We start from the raw sequence: 15,701 nt of genomic DNA on the forward strand, positions 1-15,701 counted from the left end.
TGGCGCCGCGCCCCTCGTCGTGCTGGAATCAATGTGATGTCCTTCACTCACCTGGCCCCATCCGACGTCCCTGACCGACTGGTGACGGACGAGTTCACGCTGCGGCCGATCGTGGCCTCCGACGTCGCGCTGGACTACGCGGCGGTGATGGAGAGCAAGGAGTACCTCCGTCCGTGGGAGCAGACGGGCTGGCCCGCGGACGACTTCACCCTGGAAGACGACCGCACGGACGTCGAGATGCTCGAGCAACGCCACGTCGCCCACCGGGCGTTCACCTACACGATGATGAACCCCGACGAAACCGAGTGCCTGGGATGCGTCTACATCCTGCCGCCGGACGCCCGCCACTACACGGAGGCACGTGTCACGCCTGTCGGCGGGCACGAGTGGCAGAGCTATGACGCCCTCGTCAGCTTCTGGGTCCGCACATCCCTCCTGCCCAGCGGCATGGACGAGCGGTTACTGGATGCGCTTCGAACGTGGCTTTCGCAGCATGGGAACCTCGGCGGTCTTCTGTTCGTCACGAACGAGCAGGTCACGCAGCAGGTCGAGTTGCTCGATCGCACAGACCTTCGACTGCTCTTCACCATCGACAAGCCGACCCACGAGGGGACCTATCTGGTGTACGGATAGCCGGTCAGCTCGTCGCGGCGTCGGACGAGGAACGCCACTTCGGCGGTGTTGTCGGCCAGGGCGATCGCTGAGTCGTAGGCCTCGTGCGCTTCCGCGGTGCGACCCAGCTCGCGCAACAGGTCGGCACGCGCCGCGTGGTACGCGTGGTACCCGGTCAGCTCCGTCGTCAGCCCGTCGAGGAGTGCGAGCCCATCCTCCGCTCCGTCGCGTTGCCCGACGGCGATCGCCCGGCTGAGCCGGACGAGGGGTGAAGCGTCGAGCATCGTCAGCTGGTCGTACAGCGCGACCACCTGGGACCAGTCCGTGGCGGCGCCGTCGGTGTGCACGGCGTTGACGGCCGCGAGCAGCTGGAAACGTCCCGGCGCGAGACCGGAGGCGAGTCGCTTGCGGACCAGCGCGTGCCCTTCGGCGATGAGCACCGCATCCCAGAGGCCCCTGTCCTGCTCCCCCAGCGGCACCAACTCCCCCGTGGATGACACCCGCGCCGACCGGCGCGCGTCCGTCAGCAGCATGAGGGCGAGCAGTCCGGTCACCTCGCCGTCGCCGGGCACCAACTCGTGCAGCAGCCGGGCCAGGCGGATCGCCTCGCCGGTCAACTCCTGACGCACCGGAGCGGTGTCGGGGCCCGATGCGAGGTATCCCTCGTTGAAGATCAGGAAGAGCACCGTCAGCACACCCGACACGCGGCTCGGCAGGTCCTCCGCCGTCGGCAGGCGGTACGGGATGGCGGCGGCCGCGATCTTCGCCTTGGCGCGCGTGATCCGGGCACCCATGGTCGTGTCCTGCACCAGGAAGGCGCGGGCGATCTCCGGGACGGTCAGTCCGCCGACCATCCGCAGTGTGAGGGCGATGCGCGCCTCCATCGCAAGGGCCGGGTGGCAGCAGGTGAAGATCAGGCGCAGCCGGTCGTCGTCGATCGCGCCGAGCGGTTCGGTCTCCGTTCCGTACACGAGCTGCGCCTCCCTGTGCCTGGCGTCGCGGCTGCTCTCCCGTCGGATGCGGTCGATCGCCTTGCGTGTCGCCGTCGTGGTGAGCCACGCGCCGGGGTTCGGCGGGATGCCGTCGACCGGCCAGCGCTCGGCTGCGGTCGCGAAGGCTTCCGCGGCCGCCTCCTCGGCGGTGTCGAAACTCCCGAACCGTTTGATGAGCGTCGCGACCACCCGCGTCCACTCGTCCCGGTGGGCGTGGGTCAGCGCGGCGGCGGCGCCGCGCTTCTCAGTGACCTCCGGCCCGTCGATCACGGCTCCGTGAGAAGCGGCCGAACCTCGAGCCGGCGGTTGCACGCCCGCGAACCCTCCGCCATCAGCTTCAGGGCGACGTCCAGATCCGGTGCTTCGATGATCCAGAAACCGGCCGCCCATTCCTTCGCCTCGACGAACGGACCATCGGTGAACACAGGCTGCTCGCCGCGCCCGTCGATGACCGTGGAGACGGTCGGATCGGCGAGGCCGGCGGCGAACACCCAGTGGCCGCCGGCGCGGAGCGTGTCGTTGAACGCGTCGATCGCTACCGCCTCCTCCTCGGTGCCCGAGTTGCTGCGACTGTCGATGACATTGACCAGATACTGCATGTGCCGATCCTCTCTCACTCTGCCTTCCGGCGCTGTGGTCCGACGCCCTCGGGGATCTCCCCGTGCAGGTGCGGCGCGTACACGAGCTTCACCGTACGGCCATCCAGCACCGTCGACTCGATCAGCTCGAGGTCGAACTCGGCGCCGTCCTGGAAGAGCGACGCGTAGCCGGCCCGGCCCGTGATGGCCGGGAAGACCATCACTTCCAGGCGGTCGACCAGCCCGGCGGCGAGCAGGGCGCGGTTCAGTGAGATGCTGCCGTGCGAACGCATCGGGATGTCCGTGGTGCGCTTCAGGCGTTCGATCGCCGTGACCGCATCCTCGTCGATGACCGTCGCGTTCTGCCAGCCGAGCGGCTCCTCGAGCGTGCTGGAGAAGACGATCTTCGGGAGCTGGTTGAGGCTGTCGTAGTACGGCTCATCGAAGAGGGTCACGAACTTCCGGAACTGGCGGAAGGTCGTCGCGCCGAAGACCAGCACCTGGTCCTGTGCGAAGGTGCGGACGCGGTCGTCGATCAGCTCCGGACCCTCCTTGCCCCAGTAGCCCGGCCATCCGTTCGCCGAGCCGTAGCCGTCCAGGCTGCTGAAGAAGTCGACGGTCAAGGTGGTGCTCATGGTGTTGCTCCCCTCGTAGCGCCACCCCGTCGTGAGGCGGCTTCACTTCGTCTACGAACGCCGACCACCCGATTCGACATGGCTTCGAAGAATTCTTGCGTGGAATGCGGTGATGACTCCAGGGGGATCACAGCAACGCCCCACGAGAATGGGCGAACCCGCCCACTGCGACTGGAGCCGACCACGCCACCTCTGTCCGTGTTCCTCAGCACGTGGTCCTTCGACCCCGCGGCGGGCGTCGTGCTGGCCGTCGCTGCCGCGCTCTACGTGTTGGGTGTCGTCCGCTTGCGCGCACGCGGGCACACCTGGCCGCTCCGGCTCACCCTCGCCTACCTCGTGCTCGGGCTCGGGTCGTACGCGGTCGTCTCCTTCGGCTTCCTCGGTGCCGAGAGCACCGACCTCCGATGGGCGTTCACCACGCGCATCGCGATGCTGCTGTTCGTCGTGCCCGGGCTCGTGAGCCTGGGGCGCCCGATCGCGCTGGCCCGCGTCGCCCTCGGTCCCGCCGGGCGGCGCCGCGTCGACCGCGCGACGCGTTCCTGGCCGGCCCGCGTGTTCGGCAACGCCATCTTCGCGCCGGCCTTCGCCTGTGTGGTCTTCCTGGTATTCCTCACACCGGTGTCGGCGATCCTGCGGGACTCCCCCGCTTCCGAATGGACGATCTCCGTCCTGGCGCCCCTGTGCGGCCTCCTGCTGGTGCTGCCGATCGCCGCGCACTCGGTAGTGCGCACGGCCTTCTTCATCACGGTGGAGTTCCTCCTCGCGTTCGTCGAGCTGCTGCTGGATGCGATTCCCGGCCTGCTGCTCCGGCTGAACGACGGCGTGCTCGACCACGCCCCGGCCATCGTCGGACGGCTGCCGCTGTGGTTCCCTACTCCCCTGCACGATCAGCACCTCTCCGGGGACTTCCTCTGGTTCATCGCTGAGATCGCGGATGTGCCCGTGCTCGTCTTCCTCTTCGTCCGGTGGATGCGGCTCGATCGGCGCGAAGGCAAGCGCCTCGACGAGCTCACCGACGAGGAGATGGACGAACTGACCCGCCAGCACCTCGGTCAGCGCAGCTGACTCCCCTCCCCCGGTCGCAGCGTCGGAGAATTCTCTGTAATCGGTGTTGCTAAGTACCGGTACTCAGTGATACTTTCTACTGGTAGTCAACATCACTGAGTAGGAGGTGACCCGGATGGGCAACCAGATGACGGAGATGCTGAAGGGCACTCTGGAAGGCATGGTCCTGGCGATCCTCGCCGGCCGGCCGGCGTACGGATCCGAGATCACGTCACGGCTACGGGACCAGGGCTTCACCGATCTCGTCGAGGGCACGGTGTACGCGCTCCTCGTCCGGATCGAGCAGCGGGGGTTCGTCGACGTCACCAAGGTGCCGTCCGAGAAGGGACCGCCGCGCAAGGTCTACACGCTCAACGACCAGGGTCGGGAGCAACTCGCGGAGTTCTGGAAGACGTGGGGCTTCCTCTCCCAGCGGATCGAACACCTCCACGACAGCAACGGCAACGACGGCAGCAGCACCGAAGGGAACGACTGATCATGGCAGCGAAATGGATCGAGATGCTCACCGGGTCTCTCGAGCAGAAGAAGCAGTACCGGCAGTATGTCGCGCGCATGGACGCCCTGCCCGAGCCGTACCGCAGTTCCGGCAAGGCCCTCCACCGGTACTTCCTGTACCGCGGCGGCCTGGTCGACGGGGATGTGCTGGTCACGATGTTCAGCGACTTCGCCGACCTCTGGGAGCGCGCGGCGACCGACGGAACACCGATCCGCGAGATCGTCGGCGACAACCCCGCCGAGTTCGCCGAATCGTTCGCCGAGGCCTACACCGGCAAGCGCTGGATGGACAAGGAGCGCGACCGCCTGACGAAGGCGATCGACGCAGCCGTCGACGACGAGAAGGAGGGACGATCATGAGCACCACGACCCTCGACCCGGCCATCCGGGTACAGGGCATCACCAAGTCGTTCGGTGAGTTGGAGGTCCTTCGGGGCGTCGATTTCGAGGTCGCTCCCGGGACGATCTTCGCCCTCCTCGGCTCCAACGGGGCCGGCAAGACGACGCTCGTCCGCATCCTCTCGACCCTGCTGAAGGCTGACGGCGGCAACGCCAGCGTCCACGGCCACGGGGTCGCTTCGGACCCGGCGTCGGTGCGGAAGTCGCTGAGCCTGACCGGCCAGTTCGCCGCGGTCGACGAAGTGCTGACCGGGCGGGAGAACCTCCTCCTGGTCGCGAAGCTCCGCCACCTGAAAGCGCCGGGCGAGATCGCCGACCGGATGCTCGCCCGCTTCTCTCTCACCGATGCGGGCGACCGGAAAGCGGGCACCTACTCCGGTGGGATGCGGCGCCGGCTCGACATCGCGATGAGCCTGATCGGCGAGCCGCCGGTCATCTTCCTCGACGAGCCGACCACCGGCCTCGACCCGCAGGCGCGCATCGAGGTGTGGCAGACCATCACGGAACTGGCCCGCACCGGGACGACCGTCCTCCTCACCACGCAGTACCTCGACGAGGCCGAGCAACTGGCGGACCGCATCGCGATCCTGCACAAGGGCACCATCATCCAGAACGGCACCCTCGCCGAGCTGAAGCGGCTCCTCCCCTCTGCCACGGTCGAGTACGTGGAGAAGCAGCCCACCCTCGAAGAGGTCTTCCTCGCCCTCGTCGGCGACGAAAGCGGCGACGCCGGCAGCGGCGGCGGCGCCGAGACAGAAAGGGAACTCCGATGAGCACCTACGTCCTCAGCGACACGCGCACCCTCACGGTCAGGTCGCTGCGCCACATCCTCCGCAGTCCGGACACGATCATCACCACCGCGGTCACCCCGATCGCCCTGATGCTGCTCTTCGTGTACGTGCTGGGCGGGGCCATCCGGATCGGGTCGAACCAGTCGTACATCGACTACATGCTTCCGGGCATCCTCCTCATCACCATCGCCTCGGGCGTCGCGTACACGTCGTACCGGCTGTTCCTCGACCTGCAGGGCGGGATCTTCGAGCGTTTCCAGTCGATGCCGATCGCCCGGTCGTCGGTGCTGTGGGCGCACGTGCTCACCTCGCTGGTGGCGAACCTGGTCTCGGTCGCGCTGGTGATCGGCGTCGCCCTGATCATGGGATTCCGAACCGGTGCATCCGTCGCCGTGTGGCTCGCGGTCGCGGGCATCCTGATCCTCTTCACCCTCGCGCTGACCTGGATCGCGGTGCTCGCCGGTCTGTCGGCGAAGTCGGTGGATGGCGCGAGCGCGTTCAGCTACCCGCTCATCTTCCTGCCGTTCATCAGCTCCGCCTTCGTGCCGACGGACTCGATGCCGGCTCCGGTCGCCTGGTTCGCGGAGAACCAGCCGGTCACCTCCATCGTGGACACCACCCGGGCGCTGTTCGCGCAGCAGCCGGTGGGCTCGGACATCTGGGTCGCACTCGCCTGGCTGGTCGGCATCCTGATCGTCGCCTACGCGTTCGCGATCGCGAAGTACCGCCGCCGCTTCAACTGACGCGACCGGCACGTCGCCCGTCTCCCTGAGGAGGCGGGCGACGTGCCGTCCGGGACCCGTCAACTGTTGACGGTTTCCTGTCCTCACAATTGAGGACACGGGGTCGCTTCGCTTAGCGTTGTCTTCGCCCGGGGATGCCGGACCAGACGCGGAAACGAATTCGTAAGCGAAGACGTCTCAACCCGACGCGAACGGAACGGCATCCCGGGGGAACCACCTACCCCGCACTGTGGTCGACCAGCGGCTGAACCTGCACACCGCTGTGGTCGTGGCGGGCTTCCGCCAGCAGCGAAGCGAGCGCGATCGCCGCCTCCCGTTCGGGCACATCGAGCACGTAGAACCCGCCGACGACCTCCTTCGCCTCGGTGAAGGGTCCGTCCACCGTGATGGGCTCACCGCCCTCACCGCGCCGGACGGTCACGGCGGCGCCCGGGCCCTGCAGCTCGCCCGCGGCACGGATGGCGTCGCCCGCCTGCCGCCGGAACTCGCCGTGAGCGGCGTCGATCTCCGCCCGCTCGGCGTCGGTCATCGCATTCCACCGCTTCGGGTCGCCCTGGATCAGGATCATGTACTCGGTCATCGTGCTGCCTCCTGTTTGTCGAGGATCATCTCCTGTTCACACGTCGAACGGAAGCCCGCAGGATCGACAGCGGCGCGCATCGCTCTGACAGTCGTGCTGAATGTGGAGTCCCACGTCGGCGAGGACGACATTCGTGCCGAAGGCTCGCCCGCCGGGCCCCGCGGGTGGATGATGCCGGGGACGGATCAGAGGAGGAGCGAGATGATGGACGCAGAGAAGGGCGGCACCGGGGACGGAGGGGCCGACGGAGGCCTGCGCGACGGAGGCCTGCGCGACGGCGAGTACCCGGACGACGCGGGCTACCCCGACGGCGAGGGAACGCTCGACGAGGGCACGGGTGCCTTCCGAACGGGTCCGACGGGCGATGAAGCTGCCGACGACGGCGGCCGCGACGACAGCGGCGCCGAGGGTGAGGCGGTCGTCGAGGAGCTCAGCGAGTTCGACGGTCCGGACACCCGCGACGAGTGACTGCGGTCAGCGGGGTACCGCTGCCACCGCGTCGATCTCGACCAGCGCCCCAGGGCGGGCGGGTGCCACCGCGAGCACCGTGACCGCGGTGCGGTGATCGCCCCACACCGTTCGGGTTGCGGCGTAGCCCTCGCTCGGATCCATCCCGGGCGCGAGGTGGATGGTGAGCTTCGCCACGTACTCCGGCCCGCTGCCCGCTTCGGCCAGGACCGCGAGCAGGTTGCGCAGCGCCTGCTCGGTCTGTGCGCCCAGTCCGTCGAGCAGCGCGCCTTCCGCATCCACCCCGTTCTGACCGCCGACGAACAGGACGGGACCCTCGGGCAGGATCATGCCCTGGGCGAACGCGGGGCTGCGGTAGAGCTGTGGCGGGTCGACGGGTGTCGGTACTCCGGTCATCGTGTGTCCCCTCTCGCTTGGCGCTCAGTCTGCGCCGGACCACCGACATCGGCCGACTTCGGCGCAATCGCATCCGGGTTAGGGTGGAACGGTGAACCCGCTCATCTCGCAGCCCGCCGCCTTCGCGGCAACCGGGCGTCTGGAGGTCGTCGGCGCGCACAGCGCCGGCGCGAGAGTGCGCTGACCACTTCTCGGTGATTTCCGCGCGCCCGAGGGCACGCGCCCGTCGCTTCGGCATGCCCGGCGACGGTTCCGCGGACGATCCGTCCGCTCGCGATCGGTTCACGACAGTCAGGCGTTCCTCATGCTTCCTCTTACCGAACAACAGCTCCGTAGCTCCTTCGTCAACGCGTCCCAGCGCGAGCGCAAGGAGCTCACCCTCCCCGATCTCGCGCAGGTACGCTGGGACGACATCGACTACCTCGGCTGGCGCGACCGCAAGCAGCCCGCGGTCGGGTACGTCGTCGCCCAGATCGACGGGGTCCCCGTCGGCGTGCTCCTCCGTCAGGCCGACGGTCGCATGCGGTCCCGACCGCAGTGCTCCTGGTGCGACGACGTGCACCTCCCCAACGACGTCGTCTTCTTCATCGCCAAGCGCGCCGGAAAGGCCGGGCGCAACGGCAATACGCTCGGGACGCTCGTCTGCGCCGAGTTCCAGTGCTCGGCGAATGTCCGCAAGCGCCCGCCGACGGCGTACATCGGTTTCGACGTCGAGGCCGCGAGGCAGCAGCGGATGGACGCCCTCCGGGAGCACGTCCAGGCGTTCGTCCGCAGGGTGCAGGACGGCGACTGACCCGACCGGGGAGCGGGCGGTCGCTCAGGCCGCCTGCTCCAGGAAGGGTTCGTGGTGGTAGCCGTTGTCGTCCAGGATGGCGACCGTCGACTCCTGGACCTCGGTGAAGGCGCCAGGCAGATCGGTGAGCGGTTCGGAGACGACGACCTTGGCATTGTCGCCGAACACCTGCAGCCGCGCGGCGTCCGGGTACAGCTCGCGGAGCTCGGGGATGGCGGTCGAGTGGTAAAGGCTGCGGGTCCTGTGCGAGGTCGAGTACCGGAACGCCCAGAGCGTGTGCCCATCGGAGACCGCGATCGTCCCCTGCATCGGGAACTGGATTCCTTTGCGCTCGCCGACCGACTCCACCATCGCGATCGCCCGTCCCAGCCCGGCCACGGGGTCGTCCTGCAGACCGAGCGTGATGGCCAGGTAGAACAGGACCTCGCTGTCGGTCGTCCCGTGAATCAGCGGGAACAGCGACTCGTCGATAGCGAGCACGAGGTCGCGCTTCATCGCGAGGAACCCGTCGAGGAACCCGTTGTGCATGAACAGCCAGTTCTCGTGACGGAACGGGTGGCAGTTCGACTGCTGGATGGGCGGCCCGGCCGCCGCGCGCACGTGCCCGAAGAACAGCGGGCTGGCGATGGAACTGGTCAGTTCACGCAGGTTCTCGTCGTTCCAGGCCGGCTCGATGCTGTGGAAGAGGGCGGGACGGTTGCCGTTGCTCGAGTCTTCCGGATACCAGCCGAAGCCGAAGCCGTCACCGTTCACGGTCTCGGTGCCGAGCGGTGAATTGAGCGATTGGGCGACCAGGGAGTGCTGGGTGTCCAGGATGAGTTCGGAGGGTTTCAGCGCCTCCCCCGTGTATGCGAGCCAACGGCACATGACGATCTCCTCGAGGTTCCGGATGCGAACGGCTGAACCATAGCCCGCTCCGGCGCCCGGCGGGAATACAGGAGCTGAGGCGTCCGCCGCGGCCGGCTGTCAGCCTGCCGCCTCCTGAGACGCTCCGGCGATGTTGACCAGCCACTGGACGCCGAAGCGATCGACCGCCATGCCGAAGCTGTCGCCCCACGGCGCCTTGGAGAGCGGCTCGATCACCGTGCCGCCGTCGATCAGCTTCTCGTAGTAGCCGGTGAGCTCCGCTTCGTCGTCGCCGCTCAGCGAGATGGAGATGTTCGAACCCTCGTTGAGCTCCATGTGCGCGGGTACGTCCGCGGCCATGATGGTGAAGCCCCCGGGGCTGGTGAGCTGCGAGTGCATGATCAGGTCGTTGTCGGCGGGGTCTTGCGCCATCTGGAACTCGGCGAACGTGCTGCGCTGCACCTCACCGCCGAACACCGACTGGTAGAAGTCCATCGCCTCGCGCGCGGAGGCGCGGAAGTTCAGGTACGGGTTCAGGATCGACGGCATGGTGTCCTCCTCGGGAGAGCTTGTGGATGCACGTTCGCCGCCCAGCGTAGCCACCGGCGTGGTCTGCTCACCAGAGCCTTATCGACGATACGCGGCGACGAAGAGTTCCCCGCGGATCTCCCCCAGCCGGGCCAGGATGCGGTCCACCAGGGCCTCCGTGACGGAGCCCGCAGCGACGTCGTACGGCCCGATCGGCTGCAGTTTGCCCGCTCGGACGCGTACCACCTCCCACCCGACAGCGCGGAGCAGCCGATCTTTGCGCCGATCCGACGTCTCGCGCGGTCCGACATGCTCCAGACCATGCCGCCCCGTCGTGTCGTACTCGATCGCGACCTTCAACTCAGGGATCAGGATGTCCGGCCAGACCTCCAGGTGCGTGTGGAAGGGCTTCGCCACGCGCACCGCGTTCTTGCCCAGATCGACATCGAGCCGCGCCGCCAGCCGCCGTTTCAGCTCCGGCTCCGCGGCCGATGCCGGCGCCGGCGCCCACCGGCTGACGAACGCCTCCCCGACCGGCACGCGGTCGGCGCCCGCGCGCGCGTGCCGGCAGATCGGGCACCTCCGCCCGCCCAGGATGTGCTCGATGCTCGCCTGAAACGACGGATGCCCGGCATCGCACTGCCACGAGTACTTCCCCGTCGTGCCGTTCTCCGCCGACACGGCCACCCGCGACCCCGGCGCCGCCATGGTCACCAGCTGCTCACGCGTCAGCGCCTCGCTGTCGAGCCGGCGGCACAGGTAGCAGCGGTCGTCGTCGGGGTCGGCCTCGATCCTCCGCGGGTCGCGCGCGTGCCCGCACCGATGCATCCCCGCATCGGGTTCAGGTTCGGATTCGGGTGCACGCACCGGGCGGGGAGCCGCGGCCTCTGCGCACTGCGGGCACCACACCGAGCGCCGTCGCGTACCGGCGGGCCGGGCGCGCTGCTCCCCCGGAGTCGCGACGAAGCGGTGGCCGGAGTCGCACTCCCACACCAGGTACACGTCGGCCGCGGGCGGCACCTGCGTCAGCGTGATGCCGTGATTGAGGTCGGGATGGTACTGCCGGATCAGCACCGGGTACCGCTCCCAGTCGCTCCGGTAGCGGCCGACGGGGTACGGCACGGCTTCGCCCTTCGACCACTGGCGGCGCGCCCACCACTGCTCGACGCTCTCCGGCACAGCGCATCCCTTCTCTTCGAGGACAGCGTAGGCACGACCACCGTCATCGGGAGAGGGCCGCAGCGGCCCTCAGAGCACGAACGGGATCAGCGCGCGCCTCTCCGGCGGGTAGTCGGCGAACGTGTCCCGGTACCAGCGGTGGTTGGACACCGCTCGCGGCGCCAGGTTGGCGACCGTGTACAGCGCGAACGCCGCACCGGCCAGCGACCAGGTCGCGATGGCCCACCCCGTCCACTCCACCATCTCGCCGAGGTAGTTCGGGCTCGAGACGTACCGGAATCCACCGCCCCGCGGGATGCGGTAGCCGCCCGAGCCGTCTCCCCGCAGGCGGCGCAGCGTGCGGTCCGAGCGCATGTTCAGCGTGAGGCCGGCAGCGAACAATGCCAGGCCGATCCAGAACCGGGGATCGGCGAGCCAGGCGACCGGATAGCTACCGTACTCAGAGATCCAGCGCGCATTCACCCAGGCGTTGAGCAGGTTGAAGACGATCGCCAGCGCCATCACGAGCACCGGCATCCGCGACCCCGACCGCATCAGGAACGGGTAGACGAACGCCCGGTAGACGTAGTGCACCAGCCAGATCGCCAGGAACAGCAGCGGGACCGCGTCGAACCGGTGGGTGCCCAGCAGGTAGAAGACGACGAACAGGATGGACGCGGGCGCCTCCATGACCACCCAGCCGACGCGTGCAGGCACGGTCGGACCCCATCCCCCGCGCCCGTGACGCCCGCCGTACGGCGCCACGATGAAGAGCAGCGCGACGAACGTGACGGCGGCAAGCGCCAGCTCGGCGTACACGAACCAGCGGTACGGTCCCTCGGGCATGCGGCCAGGCTAGCGATCCATGGGACGCGACACGCCGTTATGGGATGCGCATAACGGCGTGTCTCGTCCTCTCGATGGCCCTACTGCTGTGACGCGTTCGCTGCCGCGATCAGCCCGTCGATCATGTCCGGCGTGACCTGGCCGCCGGCCAGCATCCCGATGCGGCCGATCGGGAACGACCCCAGCATCTTGTCCATCGATACCCCCTCGGGCATGATCCCGGACGCGCCTTCCATCATCTGCGACATGCCGGCCAGCGCTGCCTGCACCATCGGACCGGCGACGGGATGCGCCATCACCTCGGCCAGGGAGGATTCGCGTGTAAGCGGGAGGCGGAGGTCGTCCCCGGCGACGGCGACCGTCGTCGCCGTCCGGAGGTCGCGGCTCGACGCTCCGACCTCCACGACATAGTCGCCGCCTTCGACGACCCAGCGCTCCGCCCGCACGTCCCAGTAGGCGAGGTCGGCGCGACGCACGGTGACGGTCACTTCGCGCGACTCCCCCGCCGCCAGTTGCACCGACGCGAAAGCCTTGAGCTCCCGCGGCGCTCTTTGCACGCTGGACTCGGGCAGCGAGGTGTAGACCTGCACGACCTCGCGGCCGTCGCGGTCGCCGGTGTTTGTGACGGTCACCCGCACCTCCACGTCGCCATCCGGGGTCACCGCGGCCGTCGCGCTGCCGTAGCCGTATGACGTGTAAGACAGTCCGTGGCCGAACGGGAAGGCCACGTCCATCCGTCGGGCGTCGTACCAGCGGTAGCCGACGAAGAGTCCCTCGCCGTAACGGACGTGGCCCTCTTCGCCCCCGAAGTTGAGGAACGCCGGGCTGTCCTCGAGCCGGTACGGGATGGTCTCCGTCAGCTTGCCCGACGGGCTGACCGCGCCGAAGAGCACGGCGGCTGTGGCCGATCCGCCCGCCTGCCCGAGCAGCCAGGCCTCGACGATGGCCGGGATGTCGCCGGCGAACGGCAGCGCGACCACTCCCCCGTTGGACAGCACCACGACCGTGCGCGGGTTGGCGGCGACGACGGCATCGATGAGAGCCAGCTGGTCGGCCGGAAGGTCGATGTCCGTCCGGTCGTAGCCCTCCGACTCGAGCCGCGCGGGCAGGCCGGCGAACACGACGACGACATCGGCGGCGGATGCGGCCGAGAGCGCCTCCCCGTGCAGCCGAGCGGTCTCCTCCGACGAGACGTCGGCTGCGAGCGAGAAGCCCGGCGCGTACGCGACATCGTCGGCGACGGCGCGGATCGACGTGAGTGCGTCATCCAACCGCGTGGGCCGGATCATCGACGAGCCTGCACCCTGGTACCGCGGCTTCTCGGCGAAGGCGCCGATCACGGCGATCGACTGGCCGGGGCGGAGCGGGAGCAACTGCTCGGCCGCACCCCTCGGCGGGTCGTTCTTCAGCAGCACGATCGACCGTGCGGCCGCCTCCCGCGCCAGGGCGTGGTGGGCGTCCACGTCGAGCGGTCCCTCGACCCGCGGGGTGGCCGCCCAGCGGACGGCGAGGTCCGCGTTGCGCTGGGCCGACGCATCCAGCACCGCTTCGTCGAGGGTCCCGTCGGACACCGCCGCCACGACCTGAGCGTCGGTCTGGCCGCCGTTGCCCGGCATCTCGAGGTCGAGCCCGGCGCGGAGGGCCGCGACCCGGTCGTTCACCGCGCCCCAGTCGGATACGACCAGTCCCTCGAAGCCCCACTCCCCGCGCAGCACGTCCGTCAGCAGCCACCGGTTCTCGGAGGCGAACACCCCGTTGATGCGGTTGTAGGAGCACATGACCGTGTGCGGCTGCGCGTCCTCCACGACACGCTGGAAGCCACGCAGGTAGATCTCGCGCAACGGTCGCGGGTCGACGTCGGAGGAGGAACGCATCCGATCGTCCTCCTGGTTGTTCGCCGCGAAGTGCTTGAGGGATGCGCCGACTCCCTGCGACTGGATGCCGCGCACGAGACCCGCGCCGAGCACGCCGGAGACGATCGGGTCCTCGCTGAGGTACTCGAAGTTGCGGCCGCACAGCGGTGAGCGCTTGATGTTGATGCCGGGGCCGAGGATGACGGCAACGTCTTCGATGGACGACTCGACACCGAGCGCCGCTCCGATTCGCTCGGCCAGTTCGACGTCCCAGGACGACCCGAGTGCCACGGCCGGCGGGAAGCAGGTCGCGGGGACGCTGTCGCCGAGCCCGAGATGGTCCCCGCCCTCCCGCTGCTTGCGCAGACCGTGCGGGCCGTCGGTGAGCATCACGGAGGGGATGTCGCCGACCGCCTTGGTGCGCCAGAAGCTCTCGCCGCTGACCAGCGACGCCTTCTCCTCGAGGGAGAGGGTGGACAGGTCGGCGCCGACCGCGGTCGTTGTGGTGTCGGTCATGTGTTTCCTTTCGTGGAAGTCGTGGAAGTCGTGGATGTCGTTGGTGGGGCGGAGGTCAGCGGGTCGCCTTGATGGGCCAGACGGCCAGTGCCCCCAGAATGCCGAGGACGATGGCGACAGGGAAGAGCGCGCTGTAGCCGAACGCCAGGATGATGGCACCGGCGACGCCAGGGGCGAGCGTCTGCGGCAGGGTGGCCGCGATGTTGACGACGCCGAGGTCCTTCGCGAACGACTTCGCCGACGGGAGCACCTCGCTCATCAGCGCCGTGTCGACGGCCTGGAACATCCCGAACCCGAAGCCCGAGACGACTGTCATGATCACCCAGGCGGTCAGGGCGGGCCAGAGCCAGGGCAGCAGGAAGGCGAGACTGACCACCGCTGCCGACGCGAAGACGAACGGCTTGCGTCGTCCGATGCGATCGGAGAGCGGCCCTGCTACGACGGTCGAGATGATGATGCCGACCAGGCTCAACAGGCCGAGCAACGGGATGACCTGCTCCGGGTGCGCCACGTGGAAGTAGTTGCTGAGCAGGTACAGCTGGTACCCCGTCACCGCGAAGTAGCCGGTGTAGAGGAGCAGACGGCCGGTGAACGCCCAGAAGAAGTCGGGATGCGCGACCGGGTTGACCCAGAATGTCTTCAGGAACTCGACGAAGGTGAACGGCTCGCGCTCCAGCTTCGTGCTGGAGTAATCCGGATTCATCACCACGAAGAGGGTCAGCACCGCCAGCGAGAACAGTGCGAAGAACACGTAGCCGACGGTGATGCTGTTGAAGAACATCGCACCGATGATCGAGCCGCCGAGCGCTCCCACCATGAGTCCGATCCCGGACAGTGCGGCGAAGGTGCCGCGGCGCTTCACCGGCACACGGTCCGGCATCACGGCCGTCAGCGGACCCTGCGCGATGTTGTAGCTGATCTGGACGAGCGTCCACGCGATGATGACTCCGAGGAGCGAGTTCGCGAAAGCCAGCCCGATCAGCGACAGGCCGCCGGCCAGCGAGCCGATCAGGATCCACGGCGCTCGCCGCCCGAAGCGTGATCGCGTACGGTCGGAGATCCGCCCGGCGATCGGCTGCGCCACCATGGCCGCGAAGGCCCCGATGGTCGCAACGATCGCCAAGTTGGCCACCTGATCCTTCTGGCCGAAGAGAACCGTGATCTGCTGCGGGAGGAGGATGCCCGGCAGGGCTCCCCAGATGAAGTAGATGCCGAGGTTGGCGGGGATGATCCACACCATCAGGCGGCGGAGGCCGCGGATCGGAGCGGGCGGGTCGTCGTTGCCGGAGGCGGTGCCGACGAAGGTGTTCGTGGTGATGGGGGCGATGGGTTCGATGGGTTCGATGTGTTCGGCGGTCGGGTCGCCGGTCGGGACGGAGGTGTCAGACGTCATTGTCGAAGGGGTCC

The 15,701-nt window shown here is 68.5% G+C and carries 19 protein-coding genes; 8 read left to right on the forward strand and 11 right to left on the reverse strand.

Annotated features, from left to right (window positions below):
• Positions 1-36: 36 nt before the first annotated feature.
• On the forward strand, positions 37-633 hold the full coding sequence (locus AB4079_RS10410; RefSeq protein WP_441787224.1) for a GNAT family N-acetyltransferase: 597 nt from the start codon (positions 37-39) through the stop codon (positions 631-633).
• Here the strand turns inward: AB4079_RS10410 and AB4079_RS10415 are convergent.
• The 3 genes from AB4079_RS10415 to AB4079_RS10425 are packed head-to-tail and all read right to left on the reverse strand — an operon-like array spanning position 615 to position 2,817.
• Complete coding sequence (locus AB4079_RS10415) at positions 615-1,874, reverse strand: RNA polymerase sigma factor (protein WP_441787225.1); 1,260 nt, start codon at positions 1,872-1,874, stop codon at positions 615-617. The two genes, AB4079_RS10410 and AB4079_RS10415, sit on opposite strands and share 19 nt — an antisense overlap.
• Complete coding sequence (locus AB4079_RS10420; RefSeq protein WP_441787226.1) at positions 1,871-2,203, reverse strand: YciI family protein; 333 nt, start codon at positions 2,201-2,203, stop codon at positions 1,871-1,873. Before AB4079_RS10420 ends, AB4079_RS10415 begins: the two co-directional genes overlap by 4 nt.
• Before the next feature lie 14 nt (positions 2,204-2,217).
• Positions 2,218-2,817, reverse strand: coding sequence for a dihydrofolate reductase family protein (locus tag AB4079_RS10425; RefSeq protein ID WP_441787227.1), 600 nt, complete (start codon positions 2,815-2,817; stop codon positions 2,218-2,220).
• A 198-nt stretch (positions 2,818-3,015) separates the two neighbouring features.
• Here AB4079_RS10425 and AB4079_RS10430 point away from each other — a divergent pair, with 198 nt between their 5' ends.
• From AB4079_RS10430 to AB4079_RS10450, 5 genes are all read left to right on the forward strand, one after another.
• Positions 3,016-3,882 carry a cytochrome c oxidase assembly protein gene (locus tag AB4079_RS10430; RefSeq protein ID WP_441787228.1) on the forward strand — a complete coding sequence of 289 codons (867 nt, stop codon included), beginning with the start codon at positions 3,016-3,018 and terminating at the stop codon, positions 3,880-3,882.
• Positions 3,883-3,997: 115 nt separating this feature from the next.
• The gene (locus tag AB4079_RS10435) at positions 3,998-4,357 is read left to right on the forward strand and encodes a PadR family transcriptional regulator (RefSeq protein ID WP_441787229.1); all 360 of its coding nucleotides are present in this window, start codon (positions 3,998-4,000) and stop codon (positions 4,355-4,357) included.
• Between the two features lie 2 nt (positions 4,358-4,359).
• Positions 4,360-4,737 (forward strand): DUF1048 domain-containing protein, encoded by a 378-nt coding sequence (locus AB4079_RS10440; protein ID WP_441787230.1) that lies wholly within the window; start codon positions 4,360-4,362, stop codon positions 4,735-4,737.
• A complete protein-coding gene (locus AB4079_RS10445) occupies positions 4,734-5,549 on the forward strand; it encodes an ABC transporter ATP-binding protein (protein ID WP_441787231.1) in 816 nt (271 codons plus the stop codon). Before AB4079_RS10440 ends, AB4079_RS10445 begins: the two co-directional genes overlap by 4 nt.
• Complete coding sequence (locus AB4079_RS10450) at positions 5,546-6,310, forward strand: ABC transporter permease (protein WP_441787232.1); 765 nt, start codon at positions 5,546-5,548, stop codon at positions 6,308-6,310. Before AB4079_RS10445 ends, AB4079_RS10450 begins: the two co-directional genes overlap by 4 nt.
• A gap of 217 nt (positions 6,311-6,527) precedes the next feature.
• Here the strand turns inward: AB4079_RS10450 and AB4079_RS10455 are convergent, their stop codons facing one another.
• Positions 6,528-6,890, reverse strand: a complete 363-nt coding sequence (locus AB4079_RS10455; RefSeq protein WP_441787233.1) for a YciI family protein — start codon at positions 6,888-6,890, stop codon at positions 6,528-6,530.
• A 201-nt stretch (positions 6,891-7,091) separates the two neighbouring features.
• Here AB4079_RS10455 and AB4079_RS10460 point away from each other — a divergent pair, with 201 nt between their 5' ends.
• A complete protein-coding gene (locus tag AB4079_RS10460) occupies positions 7,092-7,358 on the forward strand; it encodes a hypothetical protein (protein ID WP_441787234.1) in 267 nt (88 codons plus the stop codon).
• A 6-nt stretch (positions 7,359-7,364) separates the two neighbouring features.
• Here AB4079_RS10460 and AB4079_RS10465 read toward each other — a convergent pair whose 3' ends face one another.
• Positions 7,365-7,754 carry a RidA family protein gene (locus AB4079_RS10465; RefSeq protein WP_441787235.1) on the reverse strand — a complete coding sequence of 130 codons (390 nt, stop codon included), beginning with the start codon at positions 7,752-7,754 and terminating at the stop codon, positions 7,365-7,367.
• A 304-nt stretch (positions 7,755-8,058) separates the two neighbouring features.
• Here AB4079_RS10465 and AB4079_RS10470 point away from each other — a divergent pair, with 304 nt between their 5' ends.
• On the forward strand, positions 8,059-8,547 hold the full coding sequence (locus AB4079_RS10470; RefSeq protein ID WP_441787236.1) for an FBP domain-containing protein: 489 nt from the start codon (positions 8,059-8,061) through the stop codon (positions 8,545-8,547).
• Between the two features lie 24 nt (positions 8,548-8,571).
• Here AB4079_RS10470 and AB4079_RS10475 read toward each other — a convergent pair whose 3' ends face one another.
• From AB4079_RS10475 to AB4079_RS10500, 6 genes are all read right to left on the reverse strand, one after another.
• Positions 8,572-9,414, reverse strand: coding sequence for a class II glutamine amidotransferase (locus AB4079_RS10475; protein WP_441787237.1), 843 nt, complete (start codon positions 9,412-9,414; stop codon positions 8,572-8,574).
• A gap of 99 nt (positions 9,415-9,513) precedes the next feature.
• Positions 9,514-9,942 (reverse strand): VOC family protein, encoded by a 429-nt coding sequence (locus tag AB4079_RS10480; protein ID WP_441787238.1) that lies wholly within the window; start codon positions 9,940-9,942, stop codon positions 9,514-9,516.
• A 78-nt stretch (positions 9,943-10,020) separates the two neighbouring features.
• Entirely contained in the window at positions 10,021-11,100 is a 1,080-nt protein-coding gene (locus AB4079_RS10485; RefSeq protein ID WP_441787239.1) for a zinc-ribbon domain-containing protein, read from the reverse strand.
• Positions 11,101-11,169: 69 nt separating this feature from the next.
• Positions 11,170-11,925: a DUF1295 domain-containing protein gene (locus AB4079_RS10490; protein ID WP_441787240.1), complete on the reverse strand. Its 756-nt coding sequence runs from the start codon at positions 11,923-11,925 to the stop codon at positions 11,170-11,172.
• Between the two features lie 80 nt (positions 11,926-12,005).
• Positions 12,006-14,294, reverse strand: coding sequence for a glycoside hydrolase family 3 C-terminal domain-containing protein (locus AB4079_RS10495; RefSeq protein WP_441787241.1), 2,289 nt, complete (start codon positions 14,292-14,294; stop codon positions 12,006-12,008).
• A gap of 55 nt (positions 14,295-14,349) precedes the next feature.
• Complete coding sequence (locus AB4079_RS10500) at positions 14,350-15,687, reverse strand: MFS transporter (protein ID WP_441787242.1); 1,338 nt, start codon at positions 15,685-15,687, stop codon at positions 14,350-14,352.
• Between the last annotated feature and the right edge of the window lie 14 nt (positions 15,688-15,701).

It is taken from the genome of Leifsonia sp. 2MCAF36 (assembly GCF_052115525.1).
In the GTDB taxonomy this organism is placed as follows: Bacteria; Actinomycetota; Actinomycetes; order Actinomycetales; family Microbacteriaceae; genus Leifsonia.

Coding starts and splice junctions, on each gene's coding strand:
- AB4079_RS10410 (WP_441787224.1), top strand. CDS start 37: ATGTCCTTCACTCACCTGGCCCCATCCGACGTCCCTGACCGACTGGTG.
- AB4079_RS10420 (WP_441787226.1), bottom strand. CDS start 2,203: ATGCAGTATCTGGTCAATGTCATCGACAGTCGCAGCAACTCGGGCACC.
- AB4079_RS10425 (WP_441787227.1), bottom strand. CDS start 2,817: ATGAGCACCACCTTGACCGTCGACTTCTTCAGCAGCCTGGACGGCTAC.
- AB4079_RS10435 (WP_441787229.1), top strand. CDS start 3,998: ATGGGCAACCAGATGACGGAGATGCTGAAGGGCACTCTGGAAGGCATG.
- AB4079_RS10440 (WP_441787230.1), top strand. CDS start 4,360: ATGGCAGCGAAATGGATCGAGATGCTCACCGGGTCTCTCGAGCAGAAG.
- AB4079_RS10445 (WP_441787231.1), top strand. CDS start 4,734: ATGAGCACCACGACCCTCGACCCGGCCATCCGGGTACAGGGCATCACC.
- AB4079_RS10450 (WP_441787232.1), top strand. CDS start 5,546: ATGAGCACCTACGTCCTCAGCGACACGCGCACCCTCACGGTCAGGTCG.
- AB4079_RS10455 (WP_441787233.1), bottom strand. CDS start 6,890: ATGACCGAGTACATGATCCTGATCCAGGGCGACCCGAAGCGGTGGAAT.
- AB4079_RS10460 (WP_441787234.1), top strand. CDS start 7,092: ATGATGGACGCAGAGAAGGGCGGCACCGGGGACGGAGGGGCCGACGGA.
- AB4079_RS10465 (WP_441787235.1), bottom strand. CDS start 7,754: ATGACCGGAGTACCGACACCCGTCGACCCGCCACAGCTCTACCGCAGC.
- AB4079_RS10470 (WP_441787236.1), top strand. CDS start 8,059: ATGCTTCCTCTTACCGAACAACAGCTCCGTAGCTCCTTCGTCAACGCG.
- AB4079_RS10475 (WP_441787237.1), bottom strand. CDS start 9,414: ATGTGCCGTTGGCTCGCATACACGGGGGAGGCGCTGAAACCCTCCGAA.
- AB4079_RS10480 (WP_441787238.1), bottom strand. CDS start 9,942: ATGCCGTCGATCCTGAACCCGTACCTGAACTTCCGCGCCTCCGCGCGC.
- AB4079_RS10490 (WP_441787240.1), bottom strand. CDS start 11,925: ATGCCCGAGGGACCGTACCGCTGGTTCGTGTACGCCGAGCTGGCGCTT.
- AB4079_RS10495 (WP_441787241.1), bottom strand. CDS start 14,294: ATGACCGACACCACAACGACCGCGGTCGGCGCCGACCTGTCCACCCTC.
- AB4079_RS10500 (WP_441787242.1), bottom strand. CDS start 15,687: ATGACGTCTGACACCTCCGTCCCGACCGGCGACCCGACCGCCGAACAC.